14 protein-coding genes are annotated in these 16,371 nt (G+C 48.7%); 10 read left to right on the top strand and 4 right to left on the bottom strand.

Going from position 1 to position 16,371, the window contains the following annotated elements; translation table 11 throughout:
• Positions 1-41: 41 nt before the first annotated feature.
• Both BUQ91_RS08540 and BUQ91_RS08535 read right to left on the bottom strand, forming a co-directional pair.
• Positions 42-626: a 5-formyltetrahydrofolate cyclo-ligase gene (locus BUQ91_RS08540; protein WP_074208865.1), complete on the bottom strand. Its 585-nt coding sequence runs from the start codon at positions 624-626 to the stop codon at positions 42-44.
• A gap of 9 nt (positions 627-635) precedes the next feature.
• The gene (locus tag BUQ91_RS08535; RefSeq protein WP_254794256.1) at positions 636-1,772 is read right to left on the bottom strand and encodes a ribonuclease D; all 1,137 of its coding nucleotides are present in this window, start codon (positions 1,770-1,772) and stop codon (positions 636-638) included.
• A gap of 150 nt (positions 1,773-1,922) precedes the next feature.
• On the opposite strand from BUQ91_RS08535, the gene BUQ91_RS08530 reads away from it, so the two are divergent.
• The 10 genes from BUQ91_RS08530 to BUQ91_RS08485 all read left to right on the top strand — a co-directional run bounded on the left by BUQ91_RS08530 (position 1,923) and on the right by BUQ91_RS08485 (position 15,080).
• A complete protein-coding gene (locus tag BUQ91_RS08530; RefSeq protein WP_072826810.1) occupies positions 1,923-2,918 on the top strand; it encodes a tryptophan--tRNA ligase in 996 nt (331 codons plus the stop codon).
• 196 nt (positions 2,919-3,114) lie between these two features.
• A complete protein-coding gene (locus BUQ91_RS08525) occupies positions 3,115-4,116 on the top strand; it encodes a hypothetical protein (protein ID WP_254842296.1) in 1,002 nt (333 codons plus the stop codon).
• Between the two features lie 145 nt (positions 4,117-4,261).
• Entirely contained in the window at positions 4,262-4,633 is a 372-nt protein-coding gene (gene rpsF, locus BUQ91_RS08520; RefSeq protein WP_072826812.1) for a 30S ribosomal protein S6, read from the top strand.
• Positions 4,633-4,884, top strand: a complete 252-nt coding sequence (gene rpsR / locus BUQ91_RS08515; RefSeq protein WP_012820327.1) for a 30S ribosomal protein S18 — start codon at positions 4,633-4,635, stop codon at positions 4,882-4,884. The genes rpsF and rpsR overlap by 1 nt, the downstream gene beginning before the upstream one ends.
• Before the next feature lie 16 nt (positions 4,885-4,900).
• The gene (gene rplI, locus BUQ91_RS08510) at positions 4,901-5,347 is read left to right on the top strand and encodes a 50S ribosomal protein L9 (RefSeq protein ID WP_012820326.1); all 447 of its coding nucleotides are present in this window, start codon (positions 4,901-4,903) and stop codon (positions 5,345-5,347) included.
• A 237-nt stretch (positions 5,348-5,584) separates the two neighbouring features.
• The gene (locus tag BUQ91_RS08505) at positions 5,585-8,482 is read left to right on the top strand and encodes an MBG domain-containing protein (RefSeq protein WP_074208863.1); all 2,898 of its coding nucleotides are present in this window, start codon (positions 5,585-5,587) and stop codon (positions 8,480-8,482) included.
• 88 nt (positions 8,483-8,570) lie between these two features.
• Entirely contained in the window at positions 8,571-10,106 is a 1,536-nt protein-coding gene (locus tag BUQ91_RS08500) for a DUF5683 domain-containing protein (RefSeq protein ID WP_074208862.1), read from the top strand.
• Positions 10,106-10,813, top strand: coding sequence for a hypothetical protein (locus BUQ91_RS08495; protein ID WP_072826815.1), 708 nt, complete (start codon positions 10,106-10,108; stop codon positions 10,811-10,813). The genes BUQ91_RS08500 and BUQ91_RS08495 overlap by 1 nt, the downstream gene beginning before the upstream one ends.
• Before the next feature lie 119 nt (positions 10,814-10,932).
• On the top strand, positions 10,933-12,024 hold the full coding sequence (locus BUQ91_RS08490) for an efflux RND transporter periplasmic adaptor subunit (RefSeq protein WP_074208861.1): 1,092 nt from the start codon (positions 10,933-10,935) through the stop codon (positions 12,022-12,024).
• Positions 12,024-15,080: an efflux RND transporter permease subunit gene (locus tag BUQ91_RS08485; RefSeq protein WP_074208860.1), complete on the top strand. Its 3,057-nt coding sequence runs from the start codon at positions 12,024-12,026 to the stop codon at positions 15,078-15,080. Before BUQ91_RS08490 ends, BUQ91_RS08485 begins: the two co-directional genes overlap by 1 nt.
• A gap of 92 nt (positions 15,081-15,172) precedes the next feature.
• Here the strand turns inward: BUQ91_RS08485 and BUQ91_RS08480 are convergent, their stop codons facing one another.
• Both BUQ91_RS08480 and BUQ91_RS08475 read right to left on the bottom strand, forming a co-directional pair.
• Positions 15,173-15,451, bottom strand: coding sequence for an FtsB family cell division protein (locus BUQ91_RS08480; protein WP_072826818.1), 279 nt, complete (start codon positions 15,449-15,451; stop codon positions 15,173-15,175).
• A gap of 4 nt (positions 15,452-15,455) precedes the next feature.
• Positions 15,456-16,355 carry a DNA-processing protein DprA gene (locus BUQ91_RS08475; protein ID WP_074208859.1) on the bottom strand — a complete coding sequence of 300 codons (900 nt, stop codon included), beginning with the start codon at positions 16,353-16,355 and terminating at the stop codon, positions 15,456-15,458.
• Positions 16,356-16,371: the final 16 nt, after the last annotated feature.

The following is a 16,371-nucleotide window of genomic DNA, read 5'->3' as shown; positions in this document are numbered from 1 at the left end:
ATCTCTATTAAAAATTTAGAATACGCGCGTCTTGTTGCGTGCTAGTACTTTTCTCTACAGGCAATTACCGTGTGCATCTTTACATCAGTTTCTTTTTGCTCAAGAGGTTCTTTGGATAGCTGTGCCGGGGTCATAATACCCGCTTTGAACGAATTGGGGTATTTGGCGAGGAACCGGTCGTAATAGCCCTTACCATGACCTTGTCTGCTACCGTCCCAGTTGAACTTGACACCGGGGACCAGGAACACTGGAATGTCTCCATCGAACTTCTCGATGCCTTCGCGGGGTTCCATAATACCATAGTGCCCCTTGACCAAGTCTTTCTTGAGGCTTGCAATCTTGTAGAAGTGCATAATGCCTTCACCCTCGCATTTAGGGAGCAACAAGCGGCCTTCGGTGGCGAGTTCTTCGAGGATGGGCATGATGTTCGGTTCGCCTTTGAGCGGGTAGAACGCGGCAATGTTCCTTGCATCGTGGTAGCCCGGAATGTCGTGGATTTCTTGCCACGGTTCCTTGATAATGTCATCGCCCTTTCTCATGCGGCGCATTTTCAAAATCATTTCGACAATAGGGCTGCTGCCGAAAATCAGCAATACGAGGATTACAATTACTATGGACGCTGCCATATAAAACCTTTATTCTTCTTCGCCAATGCGCTTTGCCGTGGGCAACTTGTCACGCAGAATTTCGTTCCAGACATTCTGCTGCCAGTGCATCAGGTGCGCTTCTTCGTAGCGAGTCTGCCAGGGGATGTTTCCCGGAGCGGCAAGCCAGATCAATTGCGATTTGTTCGCAAGGAGCGCTGCATCGATTTTCAGTTCCTCGGCCTTTTCATCGCGCCATGTTTTGAGAGCGCTGAGCAAATCGGAGTGCGGAATGACCGGCGGTGGTGGTGCCTTGGGAAGTCGCATGGGCCAGTCACATTCAGGGACGGCTACAGCTTCGCGGAGCATGTTGAGGAACGATTCCAGACGATCTCCCTTAAAATTGCGGGGGAGTTTCGGCAGGTACGTTTCGTCGACATCCGGAAAATGCGAATTCTGGGCGTTCACAATCGCAAGCATCAGTTCGGACTGCATTACCTTGTAAGGCGGTCGGTCGAGTTCTTCGGCCTGCTTTTCACGCCATTCCCACAAATGTTTGAGAATGTTCAGTGCGCATGGCCCGTAAATGCTAGAACCTGTAATGCGCCAAGGATCTTTTTTCGGAGCATTTGGTGCTTTTGCGTGTTCAATGAGTGCGTTGCACTGTTCCGTGAGCCAGCACATGCGTCCGGCTTGTTGCAATTTTTCAGCTAAGATAGCACAAAGTTCATGAAGGTAGAACGTGTCGTGGATAGCGTATTCGCACATGTCCAACGAAAGCGGTCGAATCGTCCAGTCGGCTCTTTGGTTTTCCTTTTTGAGCTCGTCGCCAAAATATTCCTTGACCAAATCGGCAAGCCCGAGGTGCTGTTCTCCCAAAATCTTTGCGGCAAGCATTGTATCGAAAATGCTCTTCGGTGAAAAACCGTAAGTCTGCCACAGGAGCCTAAGGTCGTAATCTGCACCATGGAAAATCAGTGTCTGCATTGCACGTGCCTTAAAAAGCGGTGCAAGATCCAGCCCACAAAGCGGGTCCACAATATAATGGTGTTCGCCAATAGTAATCTGGATGAGGCAGAGACGAGCCGTGTAATGGTACATGGAATCCGCTTCGGTGTCGACAGCGGCCATGTCGTATTGCTCCAAATCCGCAAGCAAAGCTGCGAGCGATTCTTCGCTATCTACCAATATGTATTTCTCGTCTTTTATCATTTGGAAAAGAAATGTAATAAAAGAATTCGATAGCGCGCTATTTTTCCCCCGAATTTACCCCAACACAGCACTTTCCCCGCGCAAGTGTGCTGTAACGCACAGTGAAAATTTCCTAAATTGCACCCCATGAAAAAGATTTCACTTACCGGTATCAAGCCGACGGGCACACCCCATCTCGGCAACTATGTGGGCGCTATCCGCCCGGCTCTTGAACTTACAAAGACTTACGACACGGTCTATTTCATTGCGGACTATCACGCTTTGACGACTGTGCAGAACGGCGCCGAAATGCGTGCGAATATCTACAAGGTCGCTGCAACTTGGCTCGCTCTCGGTCTCAACCCGGAAGAATCCCTGTTCTACAAGCAGAGCGATATTCCTGAAATCTTTGAACTCAGCTGGGCTCTCAGCTGCTTTACGCCGAAGGGCTTTATGAACCGCGCCCATGCCTACAAGGCCAAGGTCGAAGCCAACACCGCTGCTGGTGTTGATGTGGATTCCAACGTGAACATGGGCCTTTACTGCTACCCGTGCCTCATGGATGCCGACATCCTCATGTTCAGCGCCGACATCGTGCCGGTGGGCAAGGACCAAAAGCAACACGTCGAATTTGCTCGCGATATCGCCATCAAGTTCAACAAGCATTTTGGCGAAGACGTGTTCACCATTCCGGAACCGGTTTTCCAGGAATCGACTGGTGTTATCCCGGGTCTCGATGGTCGCAAGATGAGCAAGTCCTACGACAACTACATCGACATCTTCCTCGAACCGAAGGCACTCAAGAAGCGTCTCGGCAAGATTGTGACGAACTCCCAGAGCATCGAAGAACCGAAGGATCCGGATACTTGCAACGTGTTTAAGTTGTACAAACTCTTTGCAACGCCGGAACAGACCGAAGCTCTCGCAGCACGCTACCGCGCCGGCGGCATGGGCTGGGGGCATGCCAAGCAGGAACTCCAGAACGTCCTCGAAGAACATCTCGGTGCCGCTCGCGAAAAGTATTTCTATTTGCTCGACCATACCGATGAAATCGAAAAGATTCTTGCTTACGGTAAGGAACGCGCCCGCGCCAAGGCCAAGGTCATGATGGACCGTGTGCGCCATCTGTTAGGAACTTACTAAACGTAAGTTCCTTGCGACTAGGGAAGGCTCCGCCCTCCCTAAGACCCTCCTTTTCCAGATGCCGAAGCTGATGAAAAAGACCGCTCGGTTTCTAAAAAATCATTTTGCAAGGCTCTTGGCTTTTCTGCCGGGAGCTTTTGCGTTTTTCAATTGATTTTATTAAATTACAAGCGTGCGAATTCTTTTTTTAGTCCTATTGCTGTTTCTGAACGTCTATGCCGAAGCTAAAAGTTCCGGTTCTGCCCGTTCGCGCTCGCAGACAAAAAAAGAGAAAACCACTGTTGTCGAAAAAAAGACTGCACCGAAGTCCGTGGACAAATCAAAGTCCATGGATAAGTCAAAGCAGGCTACGCCTATCTCAACAACTTCGGTTTCTTCAAATTACGAAACCATAGCTGAACTGGAAAAAGATGACGTTGTTCGTGATACTGTCGTTGATACTGTTTATGTTGTTATGCCTGAAAAGACAACGCCTGTTGCTAAGGAAGAATGTAATGTTCCCTTGCCGCATCAGTCTGCGTTTCTAGGTCAAGGACTTTCTGTAGGTATCGGCGCCGGCCTTTTCAATGCATCCAAGGATTGCGATTGTTTGGGCGTGTGGCAAGGTCAATTGGAATACCATTACAAGGAATACATCACGGGTGGTTTTGATGTTCGGTTCTTTGGTGGAACGCTGGATCGCGACGTCATGCTCATGTACCAGCGCTATCGATTGAATGTTCGTTTCCATCGGGGCTTTACAGGTGCGGACTTTTATATTTCTCCCATGTTTGGTCTGGAAACGACCGATTTGTCCGAATTCCGAAATGAACTCCGTGATGGGGTAAAAAAAGATGAATCGTCTGATGGCGAATCTTCTAGCGACGATGACTCTGATTCTTTGCAAATCGAAAAGAACTGCGAAAAAATGTTTTCGCTCGACGGCTTCACTTTTGGTGTAGAAGCTGGCATGGGGCTTGTCATTTTCCGTTATTTGGGACTTAGCGCAGCTGCTTCTTATGAGTTCAACTTATCATGGGCGCAACTGGTGTCGTTCAGTCCTGGCGTTGCTTTTAACTTGCGTGAGGCATGGCCTTGGGCGGGCAAAAACCTCCGTTCTACGTGGGTTTCTTTTGAAATGATTTTCCAGCGCTATTTCAACCGTGGCGTTAAGGAATGGGCTGTAGCCGGATTTATCGGTCTCCAGTTCGGCATTTAAAGCATACTAACTCCTAATTCCTAACTCGACTGCCTCCCGAGGTTTGACATAAAAAATCCTTTTTTCTATATTAGGCACACCGATTTAATCGGAACCCTCCCAGGGCCAATGGTGGTACCTGGGCGATAGACCAAAGGGACTCATTATGAGACAATACGAAACGATGGTGATCATCGACGCTATGATCTCTGACGACGCTATCAAGGCTGAAGTCGAGACCATCGGCAAGAACATCACCAGCGGCAACGGCGAAATTCTCCGCCGTGACGACTGGGGCAAGCGTAAGCTCGCATACACAATCAACAAGCGCCAGCACGGCTACTATGTCATCTTCTACTACAAGGCAGAAGCTGCAACGGTCGCTGCTATGGAAGCCGCTCTCAAGCTGAATGAAAACGTTCTCCGTTGGATGACCCTCGCTGATTATCCGATGAGCGAAATCGTTTATGATCAGACTCAGACACAGTCCACCGAAGAAATCATCCCGGTTGACGCAGAAGAAGGGGAGGCTGAATAATGGCTTTTGAAGATAAGAAGCAGGCTACTCGTATTCGCCGCAAGAAGACTTGCTGGTTCACTGAGAACAACGTCAAGTTCATTGACTACAAGGACGAAAAGACTCTTCGTCGCTTTATCTCTGAACGTGGCAAGATCATCCCGCGCCGCATTTCTGGCACTTCCGCTAAGTATCAGCGTATGCTGAACGAAGCTATCAAGCGTGCCCGTCAGATGGCTATTCTCCCGTTCGTTTCGGACAGCATGCGCTAATAGGAGGAACTAGACTATGGAAATTATTCTTAAGGCTAATGTCCCCCACTTGGGCAAGATGCTCGACGTCGTGAAGGTTAAGGATGGTTACGCACGTAACTACCTCTTCCCGCGTAAGCTCGCTGTTCGCGCAACTAAGGAAGCCAAGCTCGAAATCGAAAACAACCGCGCTGCTGTTGAAGCTCAGTTCCAGAAGGAACTCGCTGCTGCTGGTGACGTGGCTGCAAAGCTCGCACAGGTTTCTGTCAACCTCGAACGCCGCGTTGTTGAAGGCGAACGTCTCTACGGTTCTGTGACCGCAGGTGACATCGCTGAAGCAATCACTAAGGCTGGTGTTAAGGTTTCCCGTGCTCAGATCGACCTTGCTGAACCGATCAAGCAGCTCGGTGTTTACACCGTGACTGTCAAGGTCTTCAGCGACGTTGAAGCACAGGTCAAGGTTTGGGTGGTTGCTGAGAAGTAACAAACCGAGAGTCGCAAGTTCAAACTAGTTTGAACTTATGACCGAGGTGCAGTTACGGACGGGTGCGTAGCACCCAAATGTAATTCTCAACCCACTTAAAGTTTGAAGGCCGCTCCTCAAAAGGGGCGGTTTTTTGTCGTTATTGTGCCATTTTACAACGTTTTGACGATGTTGGCAGTTGAAAACGTAAGTAAAAAATTATATTTTGTATAGGGTTTGATTAAAAGAGAGTGGTTTATGATGAAAAAAATTGCATTGTTTGCTTTTGCTATGTCGGCAGCATTCTCTAGTGCATTTGCCGCGGGTTCCTGTACAGTCAACATATCGACTAATAATTTGGAGTTCACCGGTAACCAGGTGAAGCCTACCGTTAAAAAGGTTATATGCGGTAACGATGAGTTTTTTGAGTCCGACTTTACCAAAATTACTTACGGTAAAAATATAAATGCCGGTTCTGATGCTGGTTCCGTAACCGTGACTTTGAGTAATGGCGATGTTGCCACGAAGACCTTTGAAATTACTCCTAAAGGCGTCCATATAGTCATTGACGATGTAGAAAAAGAACTGGGTGGTAAAACTCCAGACCTGACTTGGACTATCGGTGAAGATAGTGAAATGAGCACGCTTAATGCCGATACTTTGGATAATTTCACTTCGGCTTTGAATAAAAATTTGAAATTGGTTGTCGCCGAAGGTGAAGAAGAAGTCGGAGCCAAGTTTAAAATTTCCAAAGATCCGTCTGTAAATTTGACCGAACTTTTCCCCAATTACGATTTCCTTATCGATCCTGCGTCTATGGTCATTATCAAGACCAAGATTAACATTGTTGTCACGAGTACAGCAAAAGTCTATGGTGAAAGTGATCCGAAGGATTTCAAATACGATATTGTTGGTAACATCACCGCAGCTGATTATGAAAAGTTAGGCAAGATTACTTTGGCTCGCGCTGAAGGTGAAAATGCTGGCAGCTACAAGATTAGCGTTAGCATTGATGGTACAGAGTATAGCGATAAGCCGCCTAAAATTACAGGCTGCGAACCGGCTTACTGTAAAGAAACTGCCGATTACTACATCTATGCTGTTTCTGGAACGTTTGTTGTTCAGCCTGCTGCTGCCACGGTGACCGTGGATAACGTCTCGAAAACTTATGGCGAAGCAACTCCTGCATTTACATACAAGGCTACAGGTCTTGTCGGTACGGACGAACTGAAGGATGTTTCGCTTACATGTGCAAAGTGCTCTTCTACTGACCTTGAAAGTGTTGGCGAGTATGCAATCTCTGCAAGCGTGAATGTCAAGTCGAATCCGAACTACAAGGTGACGACAAAGAGCGGTACGCTCACTGTTAAAAAGAAGGCTGTCACGGTCAACGTTGACGAAGCTGAAAAAACTTATGGCGACAAGGACCCGAAGTTCACCTTCACTGCAGATGGTCTTGTCAAGGGTGAAAGCCTTAGTGGTGCAACTCTAACTCGTGCTGAAGGTGAAGATGTCGGCAAATACAAGGTTAGCGTTGATTTCGCAGAAGGTTCTAATTCGAACTACACGTTGACAGTCGTGCCCGGTTACCTTACCATTACGAAGAAGGACGTTACTCTGAAGGTAACGAACATTACCAAAAAGTTTGGTGAAAAGGATCCCGAACTGGCTTACACAGTTGACGGTATTGTAACGCTTGGTGGTGTACAAGATGAACTGAAGGGTGTTGCCTTGATGCGCGAAGCTGGCGAAGATGCTGGCGAATACGCTATTACAGCAAGCGTCGATGAAAAATCAAATCCGAATTATGTTGTAAGTACCGAAGATGGCAAGTTGACCATTACTGCTAACAACGACAAGATTGTGGTAACTGTTAAGGGCCATACCGAATTGCTTCAATATGATGGTAAAGAACATACTGTGAAGGGCTTTGACATCTCTGCCAATAGCGAAGCTTACTCCCTCAAGTTTGTTGAATATACCGGTGATTCTGTAGTTTCTGGAAAGGATGTCGGCAAGTACACGATGGGCCTTTCTGCAAGCGCATTCAAGAATACTTCTGTCAACTATACCAATGTGACTTTCAATATTACGGATGGTGCATTGCAGATTGATCCGAGGTCTTTGGTGGTTACCGCCAAGGCTGATACAATCACCTTCGGTGATGAAATCCCTGCTGAATTTACGTGGTTTGCAGATAGCCTCTTGGAAGGTGACGAACTCGATAATATCCACGTGACTCTCAACAAGTCGGGACTCCTCGATGCCGGTGAATATGCTTTGACATTCGATCAGAAGAATCCGACAAATAGTAACTATACCGTAACAAAGTATGTTGCAAATGCTCTTACGGTGAAGCCCAAGGTTGTGACCGTGACCGTTCAAGATACGTCTAAGTTCTATAGCGAAGCCGATCCTGAAAAGTATACATATAAGGTTGAAGGTCTCCTTGAAGGCGATGAATTGCCGGAACTTGTGCTGAAGCGTCAGGAAGGTGAAAACGTGCTTCTGGATGATGAAACTTATGCAATTTCTGCAACATTCGCCAAGGAAGAACCGAGCAAGAATTACAGCGTGAAAATCCGTCAGGGTGAATTTACGATTAAGCCATGCACTCAGAGAATCACTGTGGCAATTTATGGAGAAAACATTGTAGCCAAGTATAATGATGGCGAAGAAATTACAGTTAATAAGAGCTTTGATGTAAGCCCGATGCGTATTCCTGGTGAACCGTGGTTGCCCGAAGAGTTCGCTTACAAGAAGGAATTTGTGAGCTATAAGGGTGAAATGACCATGACCGAAAAGGAACTTGGCGATTACCCCATGGGCCTTGTTGCTTCGGACTTTGTCAATATTTCGCCGAACTTTGAAAATATCAACTTTGTTGTGACTATCGATGGTTCGTTCAAAATCACCGATCAGGAAACTTCGATTGCTGGCGTCAAGGGCGTTAAGACCTTCGGACTTTCTGCGGGTAACCGTAGCATTCAGGTTAGCGGTTCTACTGTGGGTAAGCAGTTTGCTGTTCTCGACCTGCAAGGTAGAGTTGTCCGTAAGGGCGTTGTCGAATCCTCGAACTTTGAAATCCCGGTTCCGAATACTGGCATTTACATGGTTCGCATCGGAACATCGGCACAGCGCGTTCGCGTCAAATAACTTTAAACGCAACTTTTGTTGATGAAAGTCTCGGATTTGTGTCCGAGGCTTTTAATTTTGACAACATTTTTTGCTATTTTAGAAGCATATGCGCAAGTTTGCTCTTTTACCCTTATTTTTAGGTCTGTCTCTCGCCCAGGTTTCTTTCGCCCAGGTCCGAGACCTATTCGCTGAATTTGAACAAGAAGCTGGTGCTCCGGCTACTCCCGCCGCTCCAGAAGCAAAAGCTCCCGCGGCCCCTGCAAGTTCTGCTGCGGTTGTTCCGGTAAGTTCTTCTGCCAAGGCTCCGGCTAGTTCCGCTTCCAAAAAGTCCAAGGCTAAGTCTTCGAGCAGCGTCGCTGTTTCGAGTTCCTCTGTTGCGCCGTTGAGTTCAGCGGTTCAGGTGAGCTCTTCTTCTGTAATTGTGAACGTCCCGGTAAGTTCTGCGGCCATAAGTTCTTCGTCTGTGGAGGTTGTCGTCTCGAGTTCTTCTGTTGCAGAGGCGATGTCTTCGGCTGTTGATGTTACTCCGGCTGTAACGGCTGTCGATACATCTGTTCTTGATTCTGCAACACGCGATTCCCTGATGCGCGAGGCCGCTATTGCAGAAGCCGAAAGGGTACGTGCTATTGCCGATTCTACACGAAAGGCCGATTCTTTAGCTCAGGCTCAGGCCGCCGGGCTTACAAACTTGAGCAGCAGCTCTGTCGCGGCTTCGTCTAATAGCATGAGCCGTCGTGAATTGCTTGGACCGGTAAAGGTTTCCAAGGTTAATGGTATTGACGAAATGAAGGGCCGCTACAAGAACCCGCGTAAGGCTTTGTTCCTTTCGCTTTTAGTGCCGGGTGCAGGCCAGATGTATGTGGGCGGCAATACTTCGACTTATGTTCGCGGTGGCGTCTACATCGCTTTGGAAGTGTTCATGTGGAGTGGCTGGGGCTACTTCTCCATTTACAAGTATAATCAGCAGGTCGATAAGTACAAGAAGTTCGCAAAGGAACATTATTCGATTGGCCGTTATGAACGCGCTATGCGTGATCTTTACAATGCCGGTGGCTCGCTTTATCCTTCGACCTTCCGTAGCCGCTATATGGGCTCTCGCAAGTCGTTCTGCGAATCTATCTATGGCGATGCTTCCACGGCCAAGTGCTATCAAGAAACTGAATTGTTTGCTGGCGATGAACAGCACTACAACAAGTTTAATGACAAGAACAAAAAGCTTGCTGACGAAATGGGCGATTTCAAAAAATCTTTTGCCAACGAATCTGAATTGTTCCAGCTGATTTCAGAAGGTGTTTATGTGCGCGGTTGGGATGACGTTAAGGATGGTGGAACTGTAATCGATAATCTTAATCTCGAAGATGAAAGTTCCGAAGTGGTTTCGCTGGGTGAATCCGAACGTTTGGACAAGTACCGCTCCATGCGCCGCGATGCCAACGATTACGCTGACATGCAGGTGTGGTTCATTGGTGGCCTCATCTTGAACCATATCGTCTCTGCAGTTGATGCTGCCCTTACTGCAAATGCGCATAACAAGGTCCTCTATGAAGAGGATGTTTCTTGGTACGATCGCTTGCATTTCGATAGCGGCGTGTCGTTCAAGGATTCCTTCGGTTGGTCTGTCCGTGCAAACTGGGGATTCTAATGCGCATTATTCTTGCCATACTGCTTGCGTCAGTCGCTGCGTTCTCGCAGATTGTGGTGAGCGTTGACCAAAACGTTTACAAGAACAGTGATAAGAACGTGTTCTTGGCGGTCGGCGCTTCGGCGCTTTTGCCGGGCATGGGCGAACTTTACTTGGGCGAACAGAAATTTGTGCGTCCGTTCGTTTGGACGGATCTTGCCTTGTGGGTAACCGCTATCGGTTCTTACGTGGTTGGGGACCGCTATGTGACGTCTGCCCATAATTACGCCGTTCGTCATGCCGGGTTGACGGGCAACAAGAATGTATCGCTCCTTAACACGGTCGGTTCCTATCGTAGCCGTTCTGGCGTATTTGGTCAGAATTCTTCGCCGGACATGAACGAAGATTACAATCAGGCGATGATCCGCTCGGGCAAAAAAGTCGACGAGGAATTTTCAAATGATATCCAGTGGGATTGGGGGAGCTCCGACAATCCGGAATCGACTGAGCATATCGAAGAATTTAAAAGTCGCATGCGTCATTATCGTGTAAGCCGTATTGTGTTCCAGGTTTCTGTGGGTGCGTTGATTTTGAATCGTGTGGTTTCTATGCTCGATGCAGTGCGTATTTACCGTGCGACTTCGACCAAGTCGTTCTCCAGCCGAGTGCAGTTCGAACCTGAATTTTATCAGGACGGCGGAGCGCTCTTCATGAATGTGAAGTTTTAAATTTGTCATTCCCGCCTCAGTGCGGGAATCTCCTTTTTTATGCAACTTTTTTTCAGCGTTAATCATCTAAATACTGAATTTTAAGTTCTACCAACTGCGGCGCTGCCGCTAACTAAAATATGAAACACCTTCTTCTAATAGCCTTATCTTCTCTTTTTCTTGTTGCTTGTGGTAGTAAAGACGATTCCGCCAAGGGTGCTCCTGGTGGCAAAGGCAATGGGGGTAAAAAGGGTGGCGCTCAGCGCGTGCTGAATGTCGAAGGTTATGTGGCCGAGCTTTCATCGCAAGGCAAGAATTTCCAGACGATGGCGACTCTCGTGCCAAAGAACAGCGTTTCGCTTTCGGCGGCGACTTCTGGCCGCTTGGTGAGCCTTACTGCAAAGGACGGCGCTGTGGTCAAGAAGGGAGCGCTCCTTGCTAAAATTGACGATTCCGAACTCCGTGCACAGCTTAAACAGGCTGAATCGAACAAGATGCTTGCTGAACAAAAGGAACAGCGTGTCCGCGGTCTTTTTGAAAAGAACGGAGCTACAAAGCAGGACTTGGAATCAGCAGAAGCTTCGCTCAAGTCTGCTCAGGCTAGTGTTGAGCTGATTCGCGCTCAACTTGCAAAAACCGAAGTGCGTGCACCGTTTAGCGGCAAACTTGGATTTGTGGATGTTTCTGTGGGCGCCTGGCTCAATTCTGGGACGCCGATTGCAGAACTCAGCGAGGTCAATCGCCTCAAGGCAAAGTTTGCGCTTCCGCAACGTTACGCTTCTGTCATTAAGGTGGGCGATAAGATTGTACTCAAGGATGCTGAACGCAATGTCGAAAAGCAAGGCGTTGTATCTGCGCTAGATGCCGTGATTTCTGAGAGCAGCCGCACTCGTCGCGTGATGGTCGATGTCGATAACGCAAAGGGCGAACTCATTGCTGGTAGCTTTGTGAGCGTGAATGTCGCGATGGAAGCAAGCAACGTGCAGAGCTTTACGATTCCGTCCGAAGCGATGATTCTCGACAGGGAAGGCGCTTACGTGTTTGTGAGCCAGGGCGGCAAGGCTAAAATCAAGCATGTCACGACGGGACTTCGCACGCCGATGTCTGTGCAGGTGCTTTCGGGCCTTGATGTTGGCGATACGGTGATTGTTTCCGGCATTGTGAGCTTGCGTCCGGGCGCTGATGTCAAGATTAAGGGACTCCGTCACTCGATTAATTACGAGGTGGAGTAATGAGCGTTAGCCAACTCTCTGTTCGTCGCCCGGTGCTTATGACAGTGATGGCGCTTGTCATCCTGTTGCTTGGCTTTTTTGGCTTGACTTCACTCGGTATTCGTGAATACCCGAACGTCGACTATCCTTTGATTCAGGTGCGTACTTCTTACCCCGGCGCAAACGCTGCAGTCGTGGAAGCCGAAGTGACTGAAATTTTGGAAGCTTCCATCAACAGTGCATCAGGTATCAAGGCTCTCACTTCTACAAGCCGCGATGGATTCTCTTACATCAGCATTGAATTTGAAACGGGCATGGACTTGGAAGCGGCTGCAAACGAAATCCGCGACCGCGTGAGCCGTGTGCGTCGCCGTTTGCCGGACGATGTCGATGAACCGACGGTCTACAAGTCCGATAGCGATAGCGACCCGATTTTGATGGTGAGCCTTGTGAGCGATAAGCTCGACCCGATGGAAGTTTCTGAAATTGCAAACAACCACGTGAAGGAACGCTTGCAGACTATTAACGGTGTTTCTGAAGTGGCTATTTGGGGCGAAAAACGTCCGGTAGTGCGCCTTTGGATTGACCCCATCCGTATGCAGGCTCTGGGGGTCTCGGGTGCGCAAATGGCGGCAGCTTTGAAACAAGGAAATTTGGAACTTCCGTCTGGTTCGATTGAAGGTAGCGAAACGACACTTTCTATCCGTACGCTTGGCCGAGTTATCGATCCGAAATCGTTTGGCAACATTGCGGTGAGAACGGCTGAAGATGGAACCGTCGTTCGCATTTCTGATGTGGCGGACATCCATTACGAACCGAAAGATACGCGTACAGGTTTTAGACGTAACGGCAAGAATTCCATTACGCTTGCACTCATGGCGCAGCCGGGCAGTAACCATGTCGAAATTGCAAACGAATTCTACAAGCGCGTCGAAGATATCCGCCGTGAAATTCCCGAAAGCGTAGAACTGCTTTATGGCCGCGATACATCGATTAACATTCGCGCTTCTATCAAGGAAGTGGTGGAGACCATCTTTATTGCATTTGTGCTCGTGATTGCAATTATCTTTGCGTTCCTCCGCGAAGGCCGCACAACGTTTATCCCGATGGTTGTTGTGCCTGTATCTGTGATTGGTAGTTTCTTTGTGCTTTACCTTTGCGGGTTCAGTATCAACGTGCTTACGCTTTTGGCGATGGTACTTGCAATTGGTCTTGTAGTGGATGATGCCATTGTGATTGTGGAAAACATTTACCACAAGATTGAAAATGGCATGACACCGAAGCAGGCTGCTGTGGCTGGAACTAATGAAATCTTCTTTGCTGTGATTGCGACTTCGATTGTGCTTATGACCGTATTTGTGCCTGTCCTTGCGTTGGGGGGCACGACGGGGCTTTTGTTCCGTGAATTCGTGGCGGTGATGATTGGAACGGTGTTCCTTTCGACTTTGTGCGCTTTAACTCTTTCGCCGATGCTTTGTTCGAAATTCTTGAAACGCCAGAAACAGGGATGGTTTTTCCGCATTACAGAACCGTTCTTTGAAGGCTTCAACGGACTTTATTCCCGCTTGTTGGGCGGATTCCTTCGGTTGCGTTTTCTGTTGTTCCCGATTGTGGCGGCTCTGTTTGTGGCAGCGTATTTCTGCTTCAATAACATGAGTAGCGAAATGGCGCCGACTGAAGACTCTAATGCCGTGATGGTGAACATGAGCATGCCCGAAGGCGTGAACCTTGCAAGAACGAAACGAATGGCGGACGAGTTTGCTGACGAGGTGATTTCTATTCTTGACTCGAACGAATATACGGAATTCCAGGCGGGTGCTTGGAATGCTGGCAACTCGAGAATGCGTTTGTTCTTGAACGACGACAAGAAAGCCCGCCGTCCGCAGAGCGAAATCGCCCGTGTGATTCAGGTGCTCGGTAACGAATACCCGGATTTGCGCGTGATGGTATTTGAACCGCAGAGCATCAGTACGCAGCGCGGTGGCCTCCCGGTGCAGTTTGTGTTGCAGGCTCCGAACATCGAAGTGTTGCGTGACCTTGTGCCGAAATTCGAAGAAGCGGCAAGCAAGAGCCCTGTGTTTAGTGTGGTGAACAGCAACTTGCGCTTCACGAAGCCGGAACTCCATATCGAGATTTTGCGCGACAAGGCAAACGAAGAAGGCGTGTCCGTGAATGACATTGCGCAGGCCGTACAGCTTGCTATTAGCGATCAGACCTATGGCGATTACTATAAGGACGGCCGTCAGTACGATATTATTGGCGCAGTCGGTTATCAGTACCGCGATACGCCAGAAAATCTTTCGATGCTCACGGTCAAGAACGGCAAGGGTGAGCTGGTGAGCTTGGACAACTTTATCACGTATAAGGAACAGTCCGCATCTCCGTCACTCCCGCGTTATAACCGCTTTAGCGCTGCTACAATCCAGGCTGGCCTTGTGCCGGGCAAGACGATTGGCGATGGCGTCGAAGAAATGCGCCGCATTGCAAAGAAGTTGTTGAAGGATTACCCGAGTGTGAGCACTACGCTTTCGGGATCGTCGAAGGAATTTGAAGAAAGCTCTTCGGGCTTGTATGTGGTGTTCATGCTTGCGCTTGCGCTTGTGTTCTTGGTGCTTGCCGGGCAGTTCGAAAGTTTCCGTGCTCCGTTCGTGATTTTCTTTACGGTGCCGCTTGCGCTTTCGGGTGCTTTGGTGAGCTTGTTTGTCACAGGCCAGACGCTCAACATCTTTAGCGAAATCGCTTTGATTTTGTTGATTGCCCTTGTGACGAAGAATGGAATCTTGATTGTAGAGTTTGCAAACCAGATTGCAGAAAATACCGGATGCAGCAAGCTCGAGGCGGCTCGGATGGCGGCGGAACGCCGCTTCCGCCCAATCCTCATGACGAGCCTTTCGACGGTATTGGGCGCGGTGCCGCTCATCTTGACCGGCACCCCGAGCCGCATTGCAATGGGTGTTGCTATTGTAGGCGGTCTTACGTTTGCAACGTTCATGACGCTCTTTATTGTGCCTGCGGCCTATAGCTTCTTTGCAGGGAAGGTCGAATCAGTCCGTAGTGACGCGAGCAAAATGGCGTAGGTTTAGAGCTTAGAATTGTGAAAAACGTCATTGCGAGCGAAGCGCGGCAATCTATCTAAGTTCTAAGAGCGAAGCTGTCTAAGTTCTACCAACTACTTAACCAGCTGAAATACTTTCTCGTTTTCACGGCTCATGCCGTAGCGGGTACGTAGAATTTCTTCTTTGTAGAGGGAATCGGTCTTTAATTTTTGGATGAGCTCGTCGCGTTCTTCGATAACTTTGGCGAGCGAGTCAATCTGCATCTGGTAGAGCTTGATTTCTTTCGCGATTCTACGCTGCTCTGGGATGCTGTTCTTGCCGAACAGCAAGTGGAACACCAGGAACGCGAAGGTAATCGAGGTGGCAATTCCAATAATAAGTCGTATGTGCAACTAATTATGCTCCGTTAAAATAGAATTGGAAGTTGTCCTTTGATGTGACTAGACCAGATATTTCTAGCTCCGTCAATATAGCTAAAAGTTCCGGTGCCTTAAAGTCAAAATCTTCTTGAAGTTCCGAAAATGTTTTGCGGAACCCGTTAAAACGGTCGAAAACTTTCTGTGCCGCGCTCGATAGTTGCACTCCGCATGTCGTAAGCTGCTCAATCTTCGCTCCTTCGAGGAATGGAACCCCTGCTACAGAACGCAAACTTTCAGGAATGAATACGGGTTTTGCGCGTCCGCTGTCGAGGAGTGCGTTGGTGCCGCTATAGAGGTCACAGTCGAAATTCCCGGGGATGGCGAGGAGCGGCTTATCTTCGTCTAGGCAGAATTGCGCGGTGAGAAGGGCGCCTCCCTTTTGGCGGCTTTGGACGACGAGCGTTGCTTGGCTAAGCCCGCTGATGATGCGGTTCCGTGCGATGAAGTTCCCCTTGTAGGCGGGAGTGTCGCTTTCATATTCGCTCAGAAGTGCGCCTCCAGCTTGCAAAATGCGCTCTGCGATAGTTGCGCGTTCTCCGTCGATTTTTGCATCTAGCCCTTGCGCGAGGACGGCTATCGTTGGAATCCCGGCTTCTAGTGCTGCTTTGTGGCAATAGCAGTCAATACCTTGGGCTAGCCCAGAAATGACAATAGCATTTGTACCTTTAAGCGATGCGACTAGCCGCCTGCAGAGTTCTTCGGCGGAGGCTGTTGGGCGGCGGGTGCCGACCATCGCGATTCCAATTTTATCAGCGGAGGGGAGTGTACCTTTGCAAAAAAGCCGTTTGGGGCAGAACTTGGATGCACCGAGAAGGAGCGGATAATTGTCGCGGAAAAGTTCGCGGTAAGGTTCGTTGTATAAAAGATTCGTTTCCATATTTTTTTCAAGCGCA

The sequence above is a fragment of the Fibrobacter sp. UWB11 genome, from assembly GCF_900143015.1.
GTDB lineage: Bacteria > Fibrobacterota > Fibrobacteria > Fibrobacterales > Fibrobacteraceae > Fibrobacter.
This window is presented reverse-complemented; position numbering and strand designations above follow the sequence as displayed.

Bases quoted from the DNA above. Each gene is read 5' to 3' on its own strand.
- BUQ91_RS08540 (WP_074208865.1), bottom strand. From the start codon at position 626: ATGGCAGCGTCCATAGTAATTGTAATCCTCGTATTGCTGATTTTCGGC.
- BUQ91_RS08530 (WP_072826810.1), top strand. From the start codon at position 1,923: ATGAAAAAGATTTCACTTACCGGTATCAAGCCGACGGGCACACCCCAT.
- rpsF (WP_072826812.1), top strand. From the start codon at position 4,262: ATGAGACAATACGAAACGATGGTGATCATCGACGCTATGATCTCTGAC.
- rpsR (WP_012820327.1), top strand. From the start codon at position 4,633: ATGGCTTTTGAAGATAAGAAGCAGGCTACTCGTATTCGCCGCAAGAAG.
- rplI (WP_012820326.1), top strand. From the start codon at position 4,901: ATGGAAATTATTCTTAAGGCTAATGTCCCCCACTTGGGCAAGATGCTC.
- BUQ91_RS08505 (WP_074208863.1), top strand. From the start codon at position 5,585: ATGATGAAAAAAATTGCATTGTTTGCTTTTGCTATGTCGGCAGCATTC.
- BUQ91_RS08500 (WP_074208862.1), top strand. From the start codon at position 8,571: ATGCGCAAGTTTGCTCTTTTACCCTTATTTTTAGGTCTGTCTCTCGCC.
- BUQ91_RS08495 (WP_072826815.1), top strand. From the start codon at position 10,106: ATGCGCATTATTCTTGCCATACTGCTTGCGTCAGTCGCTGCGTTCTCG.
- BUQ91_RS08490 (WP_074208861.1), top strand. From the start codon at position 10,933: ATGAAACACCTTCTTCTAATAGCCTTATCTTCTCTTTTTCTTGTTGCT.
- BUQ91_RS08485 (WP_074208860.1), top strand. From the start codon at position 12,024: ATGAGCGTTAGCCAACTCTCTGTTCGTCGCCCGGTGCTTATGACAGTG.
- BUQ91_RS08475 (WP_074208859.1), bottom strand. From the start codon at position 16,355: ATGGAAACGAATCTTTTATACAACGAACCTTACCGCGAACTTTTCCGC.